The sequence below is a fragment of the Antrihabitans auranticaus genome, assembly GCF_016481275.1.
Classification (GTDB): domain Bacteria; phylum Actinomycetota; class Actinomycetes; order Mycobacteriales; family Mycobacteriaceae; genus Antrihabitans.
The window spans coordinates 575493-598199 of the sequence record NZ_JAEMNW010000003.1 but is presented as its reverse complement, the minus strand read 5'-3'; the positions used below and the strand labels follow the sequence as shown (position 1 = coordinate 598199).

Genomic DNA, 22707 nt, shown 5'->3' with positions numbered 1-22707 from the left:
CGGTGGGGCCTGATCAGACGACGGCGACTGTCATCTCGTAGGTTGCGTTTCCGCGGGTGCCGCTGACCTCGATGAGGTAGTAGCCGGACTCCGGAAGCACGATGGCAGAGGAGGTTTCCTCGATGCAGAGCAGCGTGTTGTCGGGTCCGTAGACGCTGAAGGCGGCGTTGCTCTCGTAGGAGACGATGTCGGTGTACATGACCTGTCCGGCGTAGGCCTCGACGAAGTACGAGTCGTAGTCGCCGCGAACCACCGAACCGTCGACGTACGCGCCGCTCGTGCCAGGTGCGAACTGGATGTCCGCGACTGTCCCGGCGTTGGCGGCCGACGTTCCCGCCGAGGCAAAGGCGAGGGCTGCGGCGAACGCGACGAGGACCAGGATGATCGGGCGAAGTTTGGCGCGGATGGCGGTCATGAGGGGGAGCTCCTTCGGTGAGCGATCGTGTTCGATCGGGGTAAAGGTGACTCTCGTCCGCACCCCTTGCCGATCTCTTACCGTCCGCTGAATCCCCGCCGCCTCACCTCACCTCGACGGGCACCGGAGCTTCCCGCGCGCCGGAGCGGGCTGCACCGATGCCTGCCGCGACGACGAACCCGATGCCGACGACGGCCAACGGACCCGGCACCTGATGGAGGATCAGTAGCCCGATCAGCAGGGCCAGGGCGGGCTCGAGGCTCATCAGTGTCCCGAAGGCAGCGGTGGTGAGCTTGCGTAATGCCAGCAGTTCCAACGTGAACGGGACGACGGGCAGGAGGATCGCCAGTCCGAGTCCGATCAGCAGGAGTTCGGGTGTCATCCGCTCGAAGACCGCCGGACCGACTACGACGGTCGCGACCAAGCCGGCGACCGGCATCGAGACGGCCAGTCCGGTTATGCCGGCGACCTCGTCGCCCACCCGTTGAGTGAGCAGGATGTACAGCGCCCAGCACGCGGCCGCGGCGAGAGCGAATCCGACACCGATCGGGTCGACGGTTCCGGCCCATGGTTCGGTCAGGAGCAGGACACCGACGAAAGCCAGTGTGGGCCAGAGGAACCGCTTGCCGCGGCCGTGTGCGATTGCCACGCCGAGCGGTCCGAGGAATTCGATCGCGCTGGCTGTGCCGAGCGGAATCCGGTCGACGGCGGCCATGAACAGGATGGTGACGGCCGCGGTGACAACACCGAGCATGGCACTTGCGAGGAACGTCGACCGCGTGAACTCGGACCGGCGTGGGCGCACGATGACGAAGAGCAGGATTCCGGCCCAGGCCAGTCGCAGCCACGCGGCACCGTCGGCACCGACGCGGTCGATGAGACCGACTGATACTGCAAGGCCGAGTTGGACGCACACCATCGCCGTGAGCGCCAGACCCGCACCGTTCAAGGCGGGATTCCGTGTCATGTCGTCCATGTAACGACATCGCGACCGTTCGCGTCCACGTGACTTTCATGGACAAACCGTTCAAGAAAGACGAACAATGACCTGTGTGGACACACGGCGCCTGTACCTCTTGCTCGAACTCTCCCGCCTGGGATCCATGCGTGAAGTCGCGGAAGTGCATCGACTGACGACGTCGACCGTCTCGCAACAGATCGCCGCCCTCGCGAAAGAGACCGGTGCGCAACTCATCGAACCCGACGGCCGCCGGGTGCGACTGACCCCGGCGGGTCTGCGCCTTGCCGACCACGCCGTGACGATCCTGGCCGCGGTCGATGCCGCGCGCCTCGATCTGGATCCGGACGCCGAGCCCGCGGGCACACTCCGGGTGGGGGGCTTCGCCACCGGCATCCGCGCGTCCCTGCTGCCGGTCGTCGCGGCGCTGGCAAAGACGCATCCCAAGGTGAATGTCGTCGTCCATGAGTACGAGCCGGTCGAAGCGTTCGCGTTGCTCGCCGACGACGACCTCGACCTCGCGCTGACCTACGACTACGACCTCGCGCCGGCGTCGCCGAGCGCTGTCCTGGAAACTGTCCCGCTGTGGTCGACGCCGTGGGGGCTCGGAATTCCCGCGGGTGGACCGCGCGAGGTGACCGCCTATGCCGATATGCCGTGGATCGTCAACTCCCGCAACACGGCTGACGAAAATGCCGTCCGCACCTTGGCCTCGCTCGCGGGATTCGTGCCCCAGATCGCCCATCAGATCGACAGCCTCGACCTCGTCGAGGACCTCATCGTCGAAGGCTACGGAGTTGGCCTCCTGCCTGCTCACCGTCAGGTTCGCGAGGGTGTGCAGGTCGTTCCGCTGACCGATCCGGGGGTCGTGATGACCGCGTACGCGGTGACTCGGCGGGGCCGCGCGACATGGCCGCCGCTGAAGCTCGTTCTGGACCGGCTGACCCCACGAACCAGGACGGTGCCTCCGCTTCCCGTGCGGTAGTCTCCGACCATGAAGTTATCTAAGGCTGTGCTAACTTCCATTGTCGTTGGCGGATCGCTGACGCTCTGTGCGCCCGCGCCGGCAACAGCCGCCCCCGGCGGCGAGCGCGTCGTCGTCCTGGTGCCGGGTCAGGAGCCCGTGCCTGGGCAGACCATGTCACGCGATCTGTACGCCGCGATGGAACAGCAGCTCACAGAGCAGGGCTACACCGTGCGCACGGTCGGCGTGGCCGGGCACGACCTCCCCGCGGACAGCGCGGTGATCGGACGAGCCGTCGAGCAAGCGACCGCGGGCGTCGACGTCGAATCGATCGCGCTCGTAGCGCACAGCTACGGCGGACTGAGCAGCCGCAACTACCTGAAATCGCTCGGCGGTTCGGATGTCGTCGATACCTACATCGCCATCGGCTCACCGCAGTACGGGACGCCCGGCGGCTGCTTCCAACTGCCCGGATCCGGCTTCGACGGATGCCCGATCACACCGTTCATGACGAACCTGAACGCCGGCGACGACACTCCCGGCGACACGAAGTACGTCTCGATCCGCAGTGCCGAGGAGTGGGCCGACGGCCGACTCGACGGCGGGCAGTGCCGGGTGACGCCGATCCCGAACCTGGCACACGTTCCGGAGCCGGCCGACGACCGGGTCATCGCAGCGGTGACGCGGACGCTGTCCGGCGAATGCGACGCTTACGTCGACGAGCAGATCGATTCGTTCACCTGGACGCAGACGGTCTTTCCGCAGTAGGGCTGCCCACGACGATGCTGCCGACGTTGCACTCTTCGAGTTCGTCGACCTTCGCGGCCTCGTTGAACGCGGCGGTGTCACCGTAGCCTTGCGCCACGGCGCCCAGTCCCATCGCGGTCGACGCCAGGTAGATGGTCTGCAGGACCACGCCCACGTGCTTGAGGATGATCGCGTAGGGCACCTGTTCGTAGGTCCACATCAGGCGGCCCGACCGGGCGGCGATGACGAAAAGCACCTGCGGCAGTTGGCCTTCGGACAGGGTCAGCGACGACGTCTTCAGCATTCGCTCGACGACGCTGTCGTCTGCAACCGGTCGCAGAACGTGGTCGAACGAGTCGTAGTGATACATGCCGGCCGCGAGCCCTGCCACATTGCGCACGACCGGATAGATCTCCAGTTCGTAGACCGCGCCACCGGCCGGGTAGGGCCGCGAGAGGTATTCGACACCCTTCGCGGTCCGCAGCAACTTGGTCCGTGCGGTACGGAAGAGCAGTTCGCCGACCTGCTCGAGCGTGATGGGAGCCGAGTCGTCGAAGTCCCGGCAGGAGACCCGGTCTTCGAGCACGGCGGTAATGCTCGGATCGGACTCGCGCAGTGTCTCGATATCCGGTGCGTACAGCGTGATCGGGTCGCCGGGGTAGCTGGCCTTGCGCGCCGGGAGCGGTGGAAACTCGCCGTCCGCCCACCGTGTCGGTCCGAATTCCTCCCAGGTGAGTACCCGCTCGCTCAGGTTGCTCAGCCGGTGGAACCAGAGTTCGTGTGCACCCCACGAGCGGGTACTGAATTCCTGGTCCTCGGCTGCGCGGTCGGCAACTGTGTGGCCGGTCCATTTCAAGTCGGCAGCCAACCGGTCGGCGACGGCGCCCTCTTCGGTTCCGAGTCCCGAGACCAGCCCGACGATCCGAGAGTCGTAAATGTCTATGTCGCACCATGACATTGGATGCTCGAGCACGAACTGGCCCTTGTGCTGTCGCATGATCGCGAACTTCGACAGGGTCCGGTTCTGCTCTACCGCCGACGGCCGAGCCGGCGGCGCCTTGAACGGCCGGATCGTGTACAGATCGGTGTCGCCGGAGCGCACCGTAATCGTCAACCACCCACCCTCGGCAAGGGATTCGAGGACAGCGCGAACGCCGGGGTCGTGGCCGGGTTCGATCTGTTCGCCGGCGTTGAGATTCTTCAACGCCTGCAACTGCGCGGGCGGCAGTTTGCCCAACCGTTCCTTGTGCGGCGGCGCCAGCAGGATCGCGGCGCCGCCGGCCGTCACGCACGTTGCTCCAGGGCGGAGTGCGTACAGGACTGTGGTCGGTTGACTCACTACTTCGCAGCGTTCGCCAGCGTGGGCTCGATTTTGTCGAGCGCGTAGGGCAGCGCAAGCACTGTCGGCTGATTGAGCGCGGTGATCGTCGTCAAATCGGCGATGTAGACCGCGTCCTTCTGCACCGAGCGCAGCGAGTCGTAGCCCGGCAGAGCCTTGAACTGGTCCGCGTTCGGAGACTGCGACGCGGCAATCAGCATGTCCGAGTTCAGTTCACCGATGCGTTCGGTCGATATTGCCGGCCGACCGGTCGGGCCTGCGATGTCGATGAGGTTCTGCGGAATCGACATGCCGAGCTTCGCGAAGATCTTCGCCGAACCGTCGTTGGGGTCCGCCAGCACCGTGATGTTGGTCCCGACGAGATAAGCCGTTACGAACGTCTTGCCCTGCAGCCCAGGGTACTTCGCTGCGAGCCCGTCGAGCTTGGCGTTCACACCGGCGATGACCTCGTCGGCCTTGTCCTCCTTGCCGAGGATGGTGCCGAGTGTCTCGACCCGCACGTCCCACGGGTCGACACCGGACGTGGTGATCGCCGTAAGCGTGGGGGCCAGTGCCTCGAGCTTCTGGTAGGTCGGCTCGTCGATCAGGAAGTTCGGCACCAGGATCAGATCGGGCTCGAGCGCGCCGATTTTCTCGACGAGGTCGCCACCCAGGTTCAGCTTGTCGATACCGTCGAGCTTGCCTTCTTCCCACGGCGGAGCCGAGCCGGCGACGACGGAGAGATTGTCGATGTAGGCGACCGGCTTCGTGTCGAGCGCCAGGAGGCTGTCGAGCCACTGGTTGTCCATGGACACGATCCGCTGCGGGTTCTTCGTGATCGTCTGCTCGCCCTTGGAGTCCGTCACGACGATGGTGTCCGTCGAGGCGTCGTCGTCGGAACTGGAACCGCATGCTGCGACGCCGAACGCCAATCCGGCGGCCACCAGAACCACCGCGGTACGTTTCCAACGGCCCGTAACAGGTTTCACGTTCAGCTCCTTTTGCTGGCGAGGGCACACATAGGTGCTTCGGCTAGGAAGGATAGCCTAAGTTATCGCTGGACCACGCTGGCGTCCGCGAGGTCGTGCTCGTCCATCGCGGCGACTTCCAAGTAGATCTGTGCGACCTGCTCCAACCGTCCGTGCTGGGCGTCCTTCGATTCGAGTCGACCTGCGAGCCCGGCGACGTTTCGACCGGCGAAGATATCGGCAACGACGGCCTGTGGTGCATCGAGCCACTCGCGAACCCGTGCGATCAGGGTCGTCGCAAGGACGGAATCGCCACCGAGGGAGAAGAAGTCGTCGGTCGCGCCGACCTTCGTCGCACCGATGACCTCGCCCACGATCGCTGCCAGTGCCTTCTCGAGGTTTGTCGAAGGTGCGACGAACTGTCCGGCCTCGTCGTCGGCGTCGAACAGCCGTTGCACCGCAGCGCGGTCGAGCTTTCCGTTCGACGTCAGCGGGAAGTCGGCGAGGATTTCCAACCGGCTGGGGACCATGTAGCGGGGCAGCAGTTCGCCGACCGCGGCGAGGATGTCGTCGGCACTCACCGCGTCGTCGAGTGTCACTGCCGCTGCCAGCTTCGGCGCGACCTTCCCGACGACAACCGCGACGGCGAGGTGAACACCGTCGACCGAGCGCAGCGCACCTTCGATCTCGCCGAGTTCGACGCGATAGCCGCGAATCTTGACCTGATGGTCCGCACGGCCGAGGAACTCCAAAGTGCCGTCCGGCCAGTACCGCGCCAAGTCGCCTGTGCGGTACCAGTTCTGCCCCTCGAAGTGGACGAAGCGTTCGGCGGTGCGGTCCGGGTCGTTGCGATACCCGAGTGCGACGCCTGCGCCGCCGACCCACAGTTCACCCGCAACCCAGTCGGGGCAGTCCAGGCCCGACGGTGCAACCACGCGGCACTGCACGTTTGTGAACGGCTTTCCGAAGGGCACGGCGGTCCAGTGAGCGGGCGCTTCGACGACCTCGCAGATCGAGAAGTGAATCGCGGTCTCGGTGGCGCCGCCGAGACCGGCGAACCGGCACGTCGGAACCTGTTCGGCCAGGCGGCCCGGGAGGTCCGCACCGACCCAGTCGCCCCCGAGCAAGACTGCGCGCAGCGTTCCGCCGACGCCGCCGGCGGTCAGCAGCATGTCGAGCATGCTCGGCACGCAGTTGAGGATCGTGACCTCGTACCGATTGATGAGTTCGACCCACTGGAAGGGGTTTTCGCGTGTCGCGGCATCCATCGCGACGAGCGATCCGCCCACGGAGAGCAGTCCGAAGATGTCGTAGACCGATGCGTCGAACTCGAGTGCCGAGATGACGAGCACACGATCCGCTCCGGTCATGTCGAAGTGTTCGTTGACGGCGTCGACCGTGTTCATCGCGGCGCGGTGCGGGACGTCGACGCCCTTCGGTGTGCCGGTCGAGCCCGACGTGAAGATCACGTACGCGACCGATTCGACGTCGGGAACCACCGGTGCAGCAAGGGGTTCCGCGTACCGGGCGGCGTCGGCGAACGGCACCGCGGGAACTCCGGTGTGCTCGTATTCGGCAGCGTCTACGCACAGGGCCGCGGCCGCCTGCGCGGTTTCGAGAATCTGTGCTCGCCGCGCGACCGGCTGGTCGTAGCCGATCGGTACGTACGCGCCGCCCGCCGCGAGCACGCCGAGGATCGCGACGATCTGCTCGGGGCCCTTCGGAAGCTGAACTGCGACAGCGTCGCCGGCGGTCACACCCGCGGCGCTCAGCGCGCCCGCGATGTTCAGTGCGCGCGCGGCCAACTCGCCATAGGTGAGCCGGCCGTCGGAGCCCCACAGCAGGGCGACGGCGTCCGGTGTTGCCTCGGCGTGTGCGAAGAAGCCTTCGTGCAGCGCGCGGCCGGTGACCGGTCCGGACGTTGCGTTGACGCTCGACCGGACGGTGAGTTGGTCGATGGGAAGGCGCGGTGTCGCCTCTGCTGTCCACGCTGCTTCGCCTTGTGCGAGCCGGTCGATCGCGGCCTTGTACTGGGCGAACATCGCGTCGACAACGCCTGCGGGGAAAGCTGATTCGCGGACGTCCCAGTTGAGCAGCAAGCCGCCGCGAACCTCGGTGACCTGTGCATCCAGCAGAACCTGCGGGCCTTGCGACACGATCCACACCGGCTCGCCGAATGCCTTCGACACCGAATCTGCAAACAGCTCACCGAGATTGAGCGCGCTCGTGTAGACGATCGGTGCGAGGACCTGCTCGCCGCGGTGCCGGCCGAGGTCACGCAGCACATCGAGGCCGGAATATCCGCTGTGGGAGCCGTTGGTGTGCAGCGTTTTCTGCAGGGCGCGGGCGCGATCGGCGACGTTTGCGGGTTCGCTGACGTCGATGTCGAGCATGACCGACGACGTGAAATCCCCAACGATGCGATCGACGTCGGGGTGGAGAGCTTCGCGCTGGAACAGCGGCAGATTCAGCAGGAACCGCTGGTCGGCGGACCAGCGACCGATCGTCTCGGCGAAGACCGACGCCAAAGCCATGGCGGGGGTGATGCCGCGGGTATGGGCACCCGACAGCAGTCGTGCCTTGGCCTCGGGCTCGAGCCAGTGGTGATAGCGGACAGTGCGATTCGGATCGGTGCGTTCCGACTCGGGAACCAGGGGGAGGGTCGGCGCTGCGGGCAGGTCCGCGAGCCGGTTCTGCCACCATTCGCGATCCGCGTCTCGGGTGACGCTCGTGCGAGAGGCGAGGTACTGGCGATAGGTGTACTCGCTCGCCGCGACCGTTCCGCCGCGATACAGCTCGGCGAGGTCGGTCATCAGAAGCCGGTAGCTCATGGCGTCGGCGGCGAGCATGTCGAGGTCCAGGTGCAGCCGGGTGCGTCCCGCGGGGAGCAGCGACAGGGTCACGTCGATGACCTCACCGTCTTCTACCCGTAGGCGCTGATGCGACTTCTCCTCGCGCAGCTCCTCGAGACGCGCTTGCACGTCGGTGCTGTCGCGCAGATCGACCACGGCGAAGGACGGATGCAATGGCGTCTGTAGGACCTGCTGGGTGCCGTCGGGAAGGAACTGCGCGCGCAACTGCGGGTGGATGTGCACCAGCTCGGCGACAGCCTTTTCCAGCGCCTTGGGATCGACGTCTGCACCGTCGAATTCGACGTAGAGGTGCGCAGCCACACCGCCGAGTTCGTGACTCTCCGAGCGTCCGATCCAGAACGCGTGCTGCATCTGGGCGAGCGGGAAGGGCTCGCTGCTGTCCGCAACGAACACCGGCTCGGGTGTGGCGACGGGCGCGGGTTCCGCGCCGGTCAGCCTCTGGAACCAGGCCTCGACGGACGGGTCGGCAGCGAGCTCGGCGAAGTTCACGGCGAAGCCCTGCTTGCGCCAGCCACCTGCGAGTTTCATCATGCGGATGGAATCGAGGCCGAGCGCGATCAGGTCGTCGTCATCGGCAATTGCCTGCGCGGGAATGTCGAGTGCGCGCGCGATGGTGTCGCGAATGTCGTCCGTACTGAGCCCTGAGTTCACGCCGGACAGCCTATCCGACTTAAAGTAGGGTTGCCTAACCTAGCTGTGCCCGAAAGGACTCTCATGACCACGACCCCGCATCTCGACGGCTTCGTTCCCTTCGATCCGGCGCTGGCCGCGGGGTACAAGTCCGAAGGGTTCTGGGAGGGTGTGACGCTGGGCTCGCTACTGCGCACAGCCGCACAGAAGTGGCCATCGAAGATCGCCGTGAAAGACGCGGTTCCGCTGACCTACGAGCAACTCGACGTGGCAGCGGACGGCATGGCGGCGGGTCTCGTCGAGCTGGGAATTTCGCCCGGTGACCGCGTAGTTCTGCAACTGCCGAACACTCCGGAGTTCGTCGTGGTGCTGTTCGGTTTGCTACGCGCGGGCGCGATCCCTGTGCTCTGTCTGCCCGCGCACCGGGCTGCCGAGATCGGTCACCTGGCAGAGCTCTCCGGTGCGGTCGCCTATGTGATCCCCGAGACTGCCGCCGGGTTCGACTACCGCGAACTCGCCCGCACCGTGCAGACGCGCGTTGCAACGCTCGAACACGTGCTGGTCCTCGGGGATCCAGCCGAATTCACATCGTTGCTGGATGTGCCCCGGGATCCGCGGCCGCTACCGGAGCCGGATCCTTCCGACCTCGCGGTACTGCTGATCTCGGGTGGGACGACGGGCCTGCCGAAGCTGATTCCACGCACGCACGACGATTACGCGTACAACGCTCGCGCAAGCGCCGAGGTCTGCGCGCTGACGCCCGATGACACCTACCTGGTGGCTTTGCCTGCGGCGCACAACTTCCCGCTCGCCTGCCCGGGAATTCTGGGAACGATCGTGACCGGTGGAGCGCTCGCGTTCACGGCCGATCCCAGCCCGGAGAATGCGTTCGCGACGATCGAGCGGCACGGTGTCACCGTCACCGGCCTGGTGCCCCCGCTGGCCCAATTGTGGACCGCCGCAACCGAATGGGAAGACGCCGACCTGGCGACGCTGCGTCTGCTGCAGGTCGGTGGAGCACGACTCCCTGAGCAGCCGGCACGCGAAATCACGCCGGCTCTCGGTGCCCAGTTGCAGCAGGTGTTCGGCATGGCCGAGGGACTGCTCAACTACACGAGACTCGACGACGATCTCGAACTCGTCGCGAAAACCCAAGGCAGGCCGCTCTCGCCGGCCGACGAGGTCCGCGTGGTCGACCTTGCGGGCAACGACGTCGCGCCCGGTGCGGAGGGCGAATTGCTCACGCGTGGTCCGTACACGATCCGCGGGTACTACCGTGCGCCCGAACATAATGCGCGTGCGTTCACCCCGGACGGCTTCTACCGCACGGGCGACCTCGTGCGTCAGCTCCAGAGTGGGCACTTGGCCGTCACGGGCCGGATCAAAGACGTCATCAACCGGGGCGGCGAGAACGTCTCATGTGACGAGTTGGAAGAGCACCTGATCGCGCACCCGGCTGTCCGGGCTGCTGCCGCCGTCGGCATCGCCGACGCCATGCTGGGTGAGAAGGTCTGCGCCGCATTGGTTGTCGACAGCGAAATGCCGACCCTGGCGGAGATCAAGACCTTCCTGACCGGTCGGGGCCTTGCGGCCTTCAAGCTTCCCGACTCGGTGGTGCAGGCACACGATCTGCCTGTCACGCCGGTCGGGAAGATCGACAAGCGCGCGCTGGCAGCTCAGCTGGCCGGCACGACGTAGGGGGAGACGCTCGAGAGCTTCTCGCACGTTTCCTCGAACTCACGCTCCGGCGAGGACTGGGCGATCACGCCGGCACCCGCGCGCAACCACGCGTTGCCGTCTTCCTGATAGATCGCACGCAGGACCAGGGCTGCCTCGAGATGCCGTCCCGGCGAAACGACGACGACCGCGCCCGAGTAGAGGCCGCGCGGCACATCGTCGAGACGCAGGATCGCATCGACGCTCTCGCGCTTGGGAATTCCCGATGCGGTGACCGACGGGAAGAGGACGTCGAAGGCCTCCCAGTGCGTGCGCCGCCACGACAGCCGACCACGGACCGTCGACGCGAGATGCTGCACGCTCCCTCGCTCGCGGACCGTCATGAAGTCCGAGACGACGGCTGTGCCGGCCTCGGCGACGGACGCGATCTCGGCGAGCGAGGTCCGCACCGACACGGCGTGCTCGACGATTTCTTTCGGGTCCGACTCGAGGTCGATGCGTGCGGCGAGGTCCTCGGCGTCACCGCGCCCGAACGCCCTCGTGCCGGCCAGCGGTTCCGTCGTCACCTCGCCCTCTTCGTCCACGGAAGCGACCAGTTCGGGGCTGAATCCCGCAGCTTCGAGAGTGCCGAGCTTGAAGAGGAACGACCGTGCTGGTGTGTTGTGCCGACGCGCCAGACGGTAGGTGGCGGGCATGTCGACGTCGAACCCGACGTCGACCCTGCGCGACAGGATGACCTTCTCGTACTGGGTGTCCCGGATTTCCGCGACGGCAGCGGCAACCCGGTCGCAGTAGCCGGAGGGGTCGGTCCGGATGTCGACCGGAGCGGCCGCGGCGTGCGACACGGTGCCCGGTTCCATGAGCAGCTTGCGCAGCTCGTCGTGCTCGGCTGGAGTGCCGCCGGAGATGGTGGCACCGGTCTCGGTCACGCGGACCTCGATGCGCGGGATGATCAGATGCGCCAGCTTGGTCGGCTGGCTGAGCGCCGCTGCGGCGTCGTAGCTGTAGGCGCAGAACTCGAAGCCGACCCACCCGTACGCGTGGCGATTGCCCAGCGGTAACCCGGCCAGTGCGTCGTCGAGAACGGTTGCGGGGCGGCCGGTCCAGGTGATCGTGCGCGGTTCGCCGTTCCAGACCGAACGCAACTCGGCGGTGTCCAGCTCGATCGAGCCGACAGGATCGGCCGCAAAGATCCACTCGTCGGGCCGCTCGTAGATCACGTACTCGGCGAACCGGCCAGATGCGGCGAGACGGGTGACAGCAGCAAGCGGGTCGACTCGCGCGTCGATACGCAGTTGTTGTTCCATCGTCGGCATCGGTCCTCCAGTTTGGAAAGGCAAACCTTACTTAGGACCAGAGATTAGCACCGAAATCGGGCGTCTATGCAATCTGTACGGCTGCTCGCAAAAGTCCATCCCGCAGTCCGGTATACCGCGTACTGAGAGCGAGTCGGTTCATGATTCGCGCGCCGGTCACGAGCCGTTGCGTGTGTTTGCGACGCTTTCTGTCGTATTTGTGCAGGCCGCCCTCGACGCCGTGCTCGACGAGGGCCGCGCCGAGGGTGGCGGCATCGACGAGCGTCTCGCACGCTCCGCGACCCAGGTTCGGGGTCATGGCGTGAGCAGCGTCACCTATCAGTGCGACGTTGCCGCGGATGTAGCTGTCGAGCTTGGGCATCTGCTTGATGCGGTAATGGATGATCGACTCCTCGTCGAACCGCGCGAGAATGTCGCGCACGTCCGCGTGCCAGTGTCCGAAAGTGCTGCGTAGGAACGCCGCCGGGTGTGCCGGAATGTCGGCGTCGACCGGTTCGCGATACGCGGCAAACCAGTTCGTGCGGTTGCCATCCCGTGGGCTGATGCCGAAGATTCGCTGTTCGCCCCAGGTTTCTGCGACGGTGTCCGTTTCGCCCGGTGCCCAGCCGACCAGTGCGCTGACTCCCAGGTACTCCGGATCGACCTGCTGCCCAGCGACAACGGTCCGGACGCGGCTGTTCACCCCGTCTGCTCCGATGATCACGTCGTAGCCGGCGAGGTCGTCGATCGTGGCGATCGGCGACGAGAATTTCACGACCCCGTCAGGTAGGCCTTCGGCCAGCGTGCGCAGGAGCGGCGGACGCGAGATCAGAACAGCCGTGCCGCGATGGCTGTTGATGTTGGCGATCGTCGATCCGTCGACGCGGCGAATTGCGCCACGCCGCTGCTGACTGCCGATCGCGCGAACTGCGTCGCCGGCGCCGATCGAGTCCAGCGCGGCGAGAGCTTCGGGCCACATCCCGAGGGCGGTCCCTGTGTCGGGGAGTGCGGCTGCGCGTTCGAATACGTCGACCGTCCAACCGTGCTGAATGAGGTAGTTCGCGGTGGCGAGCCCGCCGATGCCGCCGCCGATGATTGCTGCTGATGTGGTCATGGACCGACCGTACTACAGATGTAGTGCAGTTTTCACTACGTATGTAGTGAGATTTCTGAGCGCGAGCGACACTACGCATGTAGTGTCTACTGTGTGCCAACAAAGAAAGAGGTCGTGCTGGACGCGGCCATCGAAGTTCTCGGTACGCGCGGCTCGCGGGGCTTGACCCACCGCGCGGTCGACGAGGTCGCGCAGGTGCCTACCGGAACCTCGTCGAACTACTTTCGGACGCGAAACGCACTGCTCGAAGGCATCGTCGACCGTCTCGTCGAGCGAGATCGCTCCGATTGGGAGATGCTGAACGCACTGCCGGTCCCGGACACCGTCGATGGCGTGATCGACGGTGCCACCGCATGGCTGCTCTACTCGCTCGGACCCGACAGGACGCGGACGGCGGCCCGCTACGCCCTGTTCCTCGAATCGGCCACGACCGTCGAGTTGCAGCCGCCATTGTTACGAGCGCGGCGCGAGCTGGTCGCGTGGGCCGAAGGGCTCCTCAGCGGAATCATCGATGACCCCGCGGGTGTCGTGACGATCTTGATGGACTATGTCGAAGGCGCAACGCTCCACCAGCTTTGTCTGCCGGTCCCGGACTTCGACCCGAGACCGGCGATCGCGAAGCTGGTTCGGTCGTTCGTATAGGAGGAAGTAGGCGAGATCACATAGTCCGGCGACCGGATTCGTGCCACTGTGGTCGTGCTCGCGGACCGAGACATGACGTCACGGTCGACGGGGTCCGGCATCGGCGCCGGTCACAAGGTGTGCGAGAACTCGTAACAGCACGATCGGTGCGGGAAGTCGGACCCGTCGATTGATCTACACTTGATGCGGGTCGGCCCGCCAAACGCAAAATGCATAAGCGCAGATAGAACTCATAATAAGGGCTGCCTAAGTTGGTACTGGCCCCCGGTCCTGACTTATCGTTTCCTCTTACGCCGGAACAGGAATGCTCCGGCATCCGAACAGCCGCACCTCGGTATCAGCGTAGTCGGGGAGAGCTGGTCGGAGGTGCCGTACGCGCAAGCGTGTCGGCACTCCCGCACAGTCCTGGGCAACGCGCAGGAATCACTGCACCGGGATGACCATCAGCGCCGCTGGTCGTCGATGCATACGAAGGCTAGGTATGAAGCAACCTCCAGGCCGGCAAGGCCTCTACGACCCGGCGAACGAACACGATTCGTGTGGCGTCGCATTTGTGGTCGACATGCATGGCCGGCGCAGCCGGGACATCGTCGACAAGGCGATCACAGCCCTTGTCAATCTCGAGCACCGCGGCGCCGCCGGTGCCGAACCCAACACGGGCGACGGTGCGGGAATTCTGCTGCAGGTTCCGGACAAGTTCTTTCGAGCCGTCGTCGATTTCGAATTGCCGGCTGAGGGTTCCTACGTCACCGGCATCGCATTCTTGCCGCAGGCGCGTGCAGAGGCCGCCAAGGCCGCGATCGGCGTCGAGCAGATCGTGTCCGAAGAAGGCCTCGCCGTCATCGGCTGGCGCGACGTCCCCACCGACGAGTCTTCGCTCGGTGCGCTCGCTCGCGACGCGATGCCCACGTTCCGCCAGGTCTTCATCGGACCGCGGCCAGGTTCGCGCGCTCCGATCACCGGCATGGACCTCGAGCGCCGTGCCTATGTGATCCGCAAGCGCGCCGAGCACGAGCTCGGTACCGACGGCGCGGGCCGCGGTGCGACCGGTAGCGAGACGGTGTACTTCCCGAGCCTTTCCGGGCGCACCTTCGTCTACAAGGGCATGCTGACGACGCCGCAGTTGAAGGCGTTCTACCTCGATCTGCAGGACGACCGGCTCGAAAGCGCGCTCGGTCTCGTACACTCGCGCTTCTCGACCAACACGTTCCCGTCGTGGCCGCTGGCGCATCCGTTCCGCCACGTCGCGCACAACGGTGAGATCAATACGGTCACCGGCAACGAGAACTGGATGCGGGCACGCGAGTCGCTCATCGAGTCCGACGTGTTCGGTGCCGAGTCGCTGAAGAAGATCTTCCCGGTCTGTACGCCGGGTGCCAGCGACACCGCGCGCTTCGACGAGGTGCTCGAATTGCTGCACCTCGCGGGCCGCAGCCTGCCGCATGCCGTGCTGATGATGATTCCCGAGGCGTGGGAGCGGCACGAAAGCATGGACCCCGCTCGCCGGGCGTTCTACAAGTACCACTCGTCGCTGATGGAACCGTGGGATGGACCGGCATCGGTCACGTTCACCGATGGCACCGTCGTCGGCGCCGTGCTCGACCGCAACGGTCTGCGCCCGAGCCGCGTATGGGTCACCGAAGACGGTCTGGTCGTCATGGCCTCGGAGGTCGGCGTTCTCGACATAGAGCCGTCGAAGGTCATCCGCAAGATCCGCTTGCAGCCGGGCCGCATGTTCCTCGTGGACACCGAGCAGGGCCGGATCGTTGCCGACGACGAGATCAAGGCTCAGCTCGCTTCCGAGCAGCCGTACCAGGAGTGGCTCGACGCGGGGCTCACCGAGCTCGGTGACCTGCCCGACCGTCCGCACGTCCACATGTCGCACGATCGCGTCCTCATCAGGCAGCAGATCTTCGGTTACACGACCGAAGAACTGGGCATCCTGCTTGCGCCGATGGCGAAGACCGGTGCCGAAGCAATCGGTTCCATGGGTACCGATACTCCGGTCGCCGTCTTGTCGGCCCGCCCGCGGATGTTGTTCGACTACTTCCAGCAGCTGTTCGCTCAGGTGACCAACCCGCCCCTTGATGCGATCCGCGAAGAGGTCGTCACGAGCCTCGGTGGCACGATCGGTCCCGAGGCGGACCTCCTCAATCCGGGTCCGCAGTCGTGCAAGCAGATCGTCCTGCCGCAGCCGATCCTGGACAACGACGACCTCGCCAAGCTCGTTCACATCAACGACGAAGGCGCGCAGGAAGGTCTGCGTTCGGTCGTGCTGCGAGGCCTCTACCCGGTTGCCGAGGGTGGCGAAGGACTGCGTAACTCGCTCGACGCGATCAGGGCGCAGGTCTCGGCCGCGATCGACGGCGGCGCTCGCATCATCGTGCTGTCCGACCGCGAGTCGAACGAGAAGCTTGCGCCGATCCCGTCGCTGCTGCTCACTGCCGCGGTGCATCACCACCTTGTCCGCGAGCGGACGCGCACGAAGGTCGGCCTGATTGTCGAGGCCGGTGACGCGCGCGAGGTGCACCACATGGCGACGCTCATCGGGTTCGGCGCTGCGGCGATCAACCCGTACATGGCCTTCGAAACCATCGAGGACATGATCGAGCGCGGCGCGCTGCAGGACATCGACTACAAGACCGCGGTCAAGAACTACGTCAAGGCCGCCGGCAAGGGCGTCCTCAAGGTCATGTCCAAGATGGGCATCTCGACGGTCGCGTCCTACACCGGAGCCCAGCTGTTCCAGGTGATCGGTCTGTCGCAGGAACTGTGCGACGAGTACTTCGTCGGTCTCCGGTCCCATCTCGGTGGCATCGGTCTCGACGAGATCGCCAAGGACGTTGCGGCACGCCACGCAACCGCGTTCCTCGAGAACCGGCAGGAGCGCGCGCACCGCGAGCTCGAGGTCGGCGGCGAGTACCAGTGGCGGCGCGAAGGCGAGTACCACCTGTTCAACCCGGACACGGTGTTCAAGCTCCAGCACTCCACGCGGACCGGTCAGTACAAGGTCTTCAAGGAGTACACGCAGCTGATCGACGACCAGTCCGAGCGGCTCGCGTCGCTGCGCGGTCTGTTCCGCTTCAAGACCGAAGACCGCCCGTCGATCTCGATCGACGAGGTCGAGCCGGCGTCGGAGATCGTCAAGCGGTTCTCGACGGGTGCGATGAGCTACGGCTCGATCTCGGCCGAAGCCCACGAGACCCTCGCGATCGCGATGAACCGCATGGGTGGCCGTTCCAACTCGGGTGAGGGTGGCGAGAACATCGCTCGCTTCGAGCCGGACGAGAACGGCGACTGGCGCCGCAGTGCGGTCAAGCAGGTCGCGTCGGGCCGCTTCGGCGTGACTGCGCACTACCTGACGAACTGCTCCGACATCCAGATCAAGATGGCGCAGGGTGCGAAGCCCGGCGAGGGCGGTCAGCTGCCCGCGCACAAGGTGTACCCGTGGGTTGCCGAGGTTCGGCACTCGACGCCCGGCGTCGGCCTGATCTCGCCGCCGCCGCACCACGACATCTACTCGATCGAGGATCTTGCCCAGCTGATCCACGACCTGAAGAACGCGAACCCGGGTGCCCGGATTCACGTGAAACTGGTGTCGGAGGTCGGAGTCGGTACCGTCGCCGCGGGCGTCTCCAAGGCGCATGCCGACGTCGTGCTGATCTCCGGTCACGACGGTGGCACCGGCGCAACGCCGCTCACGTCGATGAAGCACGCAGGTGCACCCTGGGAGCTCGGCCTTGCCGAGACCCAGCAGACCCTGCTGCTCAACGGCCTGCGCGACCGCATCGTGGTCCAGGTCGACGGCCAGCTCAAGACCGGCCGCGACGTCATGGTCGCCGCGCTGCTCGGTGGCGAAGAGTTCGGTTTCGCAACCGCACCGCTCGTCGTCACGGGCTGCATCATGATGCGCGTGTGTCATCTCGACACGTGTCCGGTCGGTGTCGCGACGCAGAACCCCGTGCTGCGCAAGCGCTTCACCGGCAAGCCGGAATTCGTCGAGAACTTCTTCATGTTCATCGCCGAAGAGGTCCGTGAGCTGCTGGCCGAACTCGGCTTCCGCACGCTGAACGAGGCAATCGGTCAGGTGCACCTGCTCGATACGACGAAGGCCAAGGAGCACTGGAAGGCGAGCAAGCTCGATCTGTCGCCGATCCTGGAGAACGTCGAAACCGCGTTCATGAACCAGGACCTCTACTGCACCGGCGTCCAGGATCACGGCCTCGACAAGGCGCTCGATCAGCAGCTCATCATCCAGAGCCGCAACGCGATCGATCGCGGCGAGAAGGTCAAGTTCAGCTCGAAGATCACGAACGTCAACCGCACGGTCGGCACGATGCTCGGTCACGAGCTCACCAAGGCCTACGGCGGCACGGGTCTGCCCGACGACACGATCGACATCACCTTCACCGGTTCGGCTGGTAACAGCTTCGGCGCGTTCGTGCCGGCCGGTATCACCCTCCGGGTGTTCGGTGACGCGAACGACTATGTCGGCAAGGGACTTTCGGGTGGCCACCTTGTTCTGCGCCCGCCGCTCGATGCGCCGGCGGACTTCGTCGCAGAAGAGAACATCATCGCGGGCAACGTGATCCTGTTCGGTGCGACGAGTGGTCAGGCGTTCCTGCGCGGTGTTGCCGGCGAGCGCTTCTGCGTCCGTAACTCCGGCGCCGTCGCGGTCGTCGAAGGTGTGGGCGACCACGGCTGCGAATACATGACCGGTGGCAAGGTGGTCATCCTCGGCGAGACCGGCCGCAACTTCGGCGCCGGTATGTCGGGCGGTGTCGCTTACGTCTACAACCCGAGCGCGACCTTCGAAGCGAACCTCAACTCGGAACTCGTCGATCTCGAGGATCTGCACGGCGACGACTTCTCCTGGCTTCGCGGAATCATCACGCGCCACCGGGACGAGACGGGTTCGGCTGTCGCAGAGCACATCCTGAGCGACTGGAGCCAACAGGTGAACCACTTCGTGAAGGTCATGCCGCGCGATTACAAGAAGGTCCTGCTCGCGATCTCCGACGCCGAGAAGAACGGCAAGGACGTCGACGAGGCGATTATGGAGGCAGCACGTGGGTGACCCAAGCGGATTTCTGAAGCACACAGCACGTGAGCTTCCGACTCGCCGGCCAGTGCCGCTGCGTCTGATGGACTGGAAAGAGGTTTACGAGGACTTCTCCGACGACACCCTGCGCAAGCAGGCCAGTCGGTGCATGGACTGCGGTATTCCCTTCTGCCACAACGGTTGCCCGCTGGGGAACCTGATTCCCGAGTGGAACGACCTGGTCTTCAAGGACCGCTGGCGCGAGTCGATCGATCGCCTCCATGCGACGAACAACTTCCCCGAGTTCACGGGTCGCCTCTGTCCGGCGCCCTGTGAGGCCTCCTGCGTTCTCGGCATCAACCAGGACCCCGTCACGATCAAGCAGGTCGAGGTCGAGATCATCGACCACGCCTTCGAGAACGGCTGGGTCGTCCCGGTGTATCCGACGCGGCTCACCGGCAAGAAGGTTGCCGTCGTCGGTTCCGGCCCTGCCGGACTCGCTGCAGCACAGCAACTTACGCGTGCCGGTCACACGGTGACCGTCCTCGAGCGTGCGGACCGCATCGGCGGACTGCTGCGCTACGGCATCCCCGAGTTCAAGATGGAGAAGCGCCACATCGACCGCCGTCTGGCGCAGATGGAGGCCGAGGGCACCGTCTTCAAGACGAATGTCAATGTGGGCGTGGACATCACGGCGGCCGAACTGCGCAAGCAATTCGACGCCGTTGTGCTCGCCGGTGGCGCGTGCGCTTCCCGCGACCTGCCCATCCCGGGCCGCGACCTCGATGGCATCCATCAGGCGATGGAGTTCCTGCCGTGGGCCAACCGGGTGCAGCTCGGTGACGAGGTTCTCGGCGACGACGGTCAGCCGCCCATCACGGCGAAGGACAAGAAGGTCGTCATCATCGGCGGCGGCGACACCGGTGCGGACTGCCTCGGCACCTCGCACCGCCAGGGCGCGGCAAGCGTGCATCAGTTCGAGATCATGCCGCGGCCACCGGAAGAGCGCGCGGACCAGACCCCATGGCCGACCTACCCGCTCATGTACCGAGTGTCCTCGGCGCACGAAGAGGGTGGCGAGCGCGTGTTCTCCGTGAACACCGAGCGTTTCGTCGGCGAGAACGGCAAGGTCACAGGCCTCGAGGCGCATGAGGTCAAGATGGTCAACGGCCGCTTCGAGAAGGTCGAAGATTCGGACTTCACGTTGGACGCCGACCTCGTCCTGCTCGCCATGGGCTTCGTCGGACCGGAGAAGCCAGGCCTGCTCGACGGACTGGGTGTCGACTACTCCGACCGCGGCAATGTCGCACGTAACGATGGCTGGGCGACCAGCGTCGACGGCGTCTTCGTCGCAGGTGACATGGGTCGCGGTCAATCGCTCATCGTATGGGCGATTGCCGAGGGTCGTGCCGCTGCCGCGGCTGTGGACAAGTACCTCGTCGGGGAGACGGCACTGCCGTCACCTATCGTGCCGACGGCGGCACCGCAGCGCTGACGGACGCGGGTCGGGTGTGGTACGTCGCGTACGGGTCCAACATGTGCGCGGCACGATTGAGCTGTTACCTGGCGGGCGGACGCCCGCCAGGTGGGCTCATCGACCATGCCGGTGCCCGCGACAAGCGTCCACCCGCAGCAACTTTGGCGTTGACGCTGCCCGGAACCGTGTTTTTCGCGGGCGAATCCCGCACGTGGGGTGGTGGTCGGGCGTACTACGACCCGACCACTGCAGGCCGGACCCCCGCGCGCGGATATCTGCTGAGCAGTGAGCAGTTCGACGACCTCCGGGCGCAGGAACCGCCCGTTTACGACCGGCTGTTGGAGCTCGGCGTGCGCGACGGCGCGCGAATGCTCACCTTCACGAGTAGCTACGGAAAAGCCGCCGTCGAGAACACACATCCCGCCCCCGAATACCTGTCGATCATGGCCGAAGGAATTGCCGAAACTCATGGTTGGACAGCCGCCGAGATCACGAAATACTTAGAGAACCTCATGGATTAGGGTCTGTGGGTTGGCGCACATTGAGGCGCCCGGTAACGTGCGTTTACCGATCGTGCATCGTTTCGACATCAGTCGGTGCAAGAGTCGGGCAGTCGAAGAAGTCGTAGCGGGAAGAAACTGTGGGGAGCTAGTCAGTATGCGTAACACGAGAATTGGCGCTGCGCTGGGCGCACTCGTTGCTGCTTTGTCAATCGTCGCGGTCGGGGGCGGGTCGGCGCAGGCGGATCCCGCCGGGTGCCCGAGCCTCTATGTCCTCGCCGTTCCGGGAACATGGGAGCCGTCCGCCAGTGGCGGACAGCAGGCCGGAATGCTCGGACCTGCGACAAGCGGCTTGCCTGCGAACGTGCGGACCGATTACGTGACGTATGCCGCAACTGCCTTCCCGTGGGAGTCGGAGGTCTACGCCCGTTCCAAGAAGGAAGCCGTGGACCGCGGGCGCGGGATGGTCGCAGCGATGGCGGGCCAGTGCCCGGCCACGCGGGTCGCGATCATCGGCTACAGCCAGGGTGCTGACGCGGCGGGCGATCTCGCTGCCGAGATCGGCACCGGCATCGGTGCCATTGCGCCGAATCGCGTTGTCGCGGTTGCGTTGATCTCCGATCCCCGACGTGCGCCGGCCGATGCACTTGTCGGCACCCCCGTCGGTGGCGGTGGCGCAGGCGGCCCGCGCATCGGTGGCTTCGGCTTTCTGAGCCCCGTCGTCAAGACCTTCTGCGCTCCCGGCGATCTCTACTGCTCGACAGCTTCGGACGACTTCGTGACGCGCTTCGCGGGTTACCTCGCGCAGACGTCGGATCCGAACCCGGCAAACTTCGGTCGTTACCAGCAAGAAGGCTTCTTGATCTTCAACGACCTGATGCGTTCGGGTGGACTTCCCGTGATCCAGGACCAGCTGAACGACGAAGCGAACGAGAAGCGCCGCGAGCAACTCGAAGAGTTCTACGGCGGCGGCGCGCACTTCGATTACGGTTACGCCACGAGCTGGGTCCACAACTGGCTCTCCGATTTGGCGTGATAACGGTTGGGCGGCCTCCGCGCGTTCGAGTGGCGACCGCCCCCGGCAGGTGTTAAGCACAGGTGTGCCCAGCAACTCAGGCGGTAGCAGCCGACGGATTCCCTGGCTGTTACTGCTTGCTGCGCTCGTCGTCGTCCCGCTGATCCTGACCGCGCTGGCCGCGTTCAGCGGTGGCGGCGGAATCGAAAGCGGCTTGTCCGAGCGTAGTCACGAGGCCCTCACCAAAGCCGGTCTCGCGAACGTGGATGTCGAGTTCGACGGTCGCGATGCGACGATCTCGAACGCCGACGCCGACCAGGCAAAACTCGCCGCGGTGATCGTCACGGCGATTCGTGGGGTGCGGACTGTCGAAGTCGACGACGTCAAGCCTGTCCCGAAAGCTCCTGTTCCGCTTGCGGTCGCCATCGCCGAAGACGGTGTGACGCTGACCGGCTCGGTTCCGGACGAGGCCGCGAAGGCGTCCCTCGTAGAATTCGCAAACGCCCGGGGGCGGCCGGTCGTCGACAATCTGACTGTCGACCCGAACGCCAACCTCTCGGGCGCAACGGTGACTCTCAGCGGTCCGGCGGCGACCGCCGACGAGAAAGCTGCGATCGGCGAACAGCTGCGCGGCGCGCTCCTCGAGGTAACGGTGGACAACCAGCTCGTGGTGCCACCCGCGCCCCCACCACCCGCATTCGACAGAGCTGCCCTGCAACAGCAGTTGACCGGTCTGCTGTCCGAAGCGCCGATCACGTTCAACGCGGACACCAGCGTCCTGACCGCGCAGGGGTCGGCAACGATCGCGCGAATCGCGGACGCGTTGCGTGCCGCGCCGCAAGCGCGAATCGAGGTCGACGGCCATGTGGCGGACACACCGGGTCCCGACCCGAATGCCCAACCGCTGAGCGACCAGCGCGCAGGCGCCGTCAAGCAACGGCTTGTCGAGCTCGGCATCGATGCGGGCCGGATCGATGCGTTCGGTTTCGCCGCGACTCGTCCGATCGCTCCCAACAACACGTCCGCCGGCCAAGAAGCGAACCGCCGAGTCGAGATCATCGTTCTTTAGGAGG

Annotated in this window: 16 protein-coding genes; 9 read left to right on the top strand and 7 right to left on the bottom strand. The window is 65.6% G+C overall.

Features of this window, described 5'->3' with window-relative positions:
• Positions 1–13: 13 nt before the first annotated feature.
• On the bottom strand, positions 14–415 hold the full coding sequence (locus JGU72_RS17055; RefSeq protein ID WP_199685126.1) for a hypothetical protein: 402 nt from the start codon (positions 413–415) through the stop codon (positions 14–16).
• 103 nt (positions 416–518) lie between these two features.
• Complete coding sequence (locus JGU72_RS17050) at positions 519–1382, bottom strand: EamA family transporter (RefSeq protein WP_199685125.1); 864 nt, start codon at positions 1380–1382, stop codon at positions 519–521.
• An 85-nt stretch (positions 1383–1467) separates the two neighbouring features.
• Between JGU72_RS17050 and JGU72_RS17045 the strand changes: the two genes are divergently transcribed.
• Positions 1468–2358: a LysR family transcriptional regulator gene (locus JGU72_RS17045; RefSeq protein ID WP_199685124.1), complete on the top strand. Its 891-nt coding sequence runs from the start codon at positions 1468–1470 to the stop codon at positions 2356–2358.
• A 9-nt stretch (positions 2359–2367) separates the two neighbouring features.
• Positions 2368–3105: an esterase/lipase family protein gene (locus JGU72_RS17040; RefSeq protein ID WP_199685123.1), complete on the top strand. Its 738-nt coding sequence runs from the start codon at positions 2368–2370 to the stop codon at positions 3103–3105.
• Here JGU72_RS17040 and JGU72_RS17035 read toward each other — a convergent pair.
• From JGU72_RS17035 to JGU72_RS17025, 3 genes are all read right to left on the bottom strand, one after another.
• Positions 3074–4423 (bottom strand): SagB family peptide dehydrogenase, encoded by a 1350-nt coding sequence (locus tag JGU72_RS17035; protein ID WP_307828482.1) that lies wholly within the window; start codon positions 4421–4423, stop codon positions 3074–3076. The two genes, JGU72_RS17040 and JGU72_RS17035, sit on opposite strands and share 32 nt — an antisense overlap.
• Positions 4423–5391, bottom strand: coding sequence for an ABC transporter substrate-binding protein (locus JGU72_RS17030; RefSeq protein WP_199685122.1), 969 nt, complete (start codon positions 5389–5391; stop codon positions 4423–4425). Before JGU72_RS17030 ends, JGU72_RS17035 begins: the two co-directional genes overlap by 1 nt.
• Before the next feature lie 62 nt (positions 5392–5453).
• Entirely contained in the window at positions 5454–8894 is a 3441-nt protein-coding gene (locus JGU72_RS17025; protein ID WP_307828481.1) for a non-ribosomal peptide synthetase, read from the bottom strand.
• Positions 8895–8957: 63 nt separating this feature from the next.
• Here JGU72_RS17025 and JGU72_RS17020 point away from each other — a divergent pair, with 63 nt between their 5' ends.
• Positions 8958–10571, top strand: coding sequence for a (2,3-dihydroxybenzoyl)adenylate synthase (locus JGU72_RS17020; RefSeq protein WP_199685121.1), 1614 nt, complete (start codon positions 8958–8960; stop codon positions 10569–10571).
• On the opposite strand, the gene JGU72_RS17015 is transcribed toward JGU72_RS17020, so the two are convergent.
• Positions 10550–11866, bottom strand: coding sequence for a salicylate synthase (locus JGU72_RS17015; RefSeq protein ID WP_199685120.1), 1317 nt, complete (start codon positions 11864–11866; stop codon positions 10550–10552). The two genes, JGU72_RS17020 and JGU72_RS17015, sit on opposite strands and share 22 nt — an antisense overlap.
• Positions 11867–11930: 64 nt before the next feature.
• Positions 11931–12959 (bottom strand): FAD-dependent monooxygenase, encoded by a 1029-nt coding sequence (locus JGU72_RS17010; RefSeq protein WP_199685119.1) that lies wholly within the window; start codon positions 12957–12959, stop codon positions 11931–11933.
• A gap of 93 nt (positions 12960–13052) precedes the next feature.
• Between JGU72_RS17010 and JGU72_RS17005 the strand changes: the two genes are divergently transcribed.
• The 6 genes from JGU72_RS17005 (at position 13053) to JGU72_RS31255 (ending at position 22703) form a co-directional block, all read left to right on the top strand.
• Complete coding sequence (locus JGU72_RS17005; protein WP_199685118.1) at positions 13053–13601, top strand: TetR/AcrR family transcriptional regulator; 549 nt, start codon at positions 13053–13055, stop codon at positions 13599–13601.
• Between the two features lie 481 nt (positions 13602–14082).
• Positions 14083–18678, top strand: coding sequence for a glutamate synthase large subunit (gltB, locus tag JGU72_RS17000; RefSeq protein ID WP_199685117.1), 4596 nt, complete (start codon positions 14083–14085; stop codon positions 18676–18678).
• Positions 18671–20137, top strand: a complete 1467-nt coding sequence (locus tag JGU72_RS16995; RefSeq protein WP_199685116.1) for a glutamate synthase subunit beta — start codon at positions 18671–18673, stop codon at positions 20135–20137. Before gltB ends, JGU72_RS16995 begins: the two co-directional genes overlap by 8 nt.
• Positions 20138–20151: 14 nt before the next feature.
• Positions 20152–20640: a hypothetical protein gene (locus JGU72_RS16990; RefSeq protein WP_307828480.1), complete on the top strand. Its 489-nt coding sequence runs from the start codon at positions 20152–20154 to the stop codon at positions 20638–20640.
• 136 nt (positions 20641–20776) lie between these two features.
• Positions 20777–21655, top strand: a complete 879-nt coding sequence (locus JGU72_RS16985; RefSeq protein WP_199685115.1) for a cutinase family protein — start codon at positions 20777–20779, stop codon at positions 21653–21655.
• 64 nt (positions 21656–21719) lie between these two features.
• Complete coding sequence (locus JGU72_RS31255; RefSeq protein WP_199685114.1) at positions 21720–22703, top strand: OmpA family protein; 984 nt, start codon at positions 21720–21722, stop codon at positions 22701–22703.
• Positions 22704–22707 lie beyond the last annotated feature (4 nt).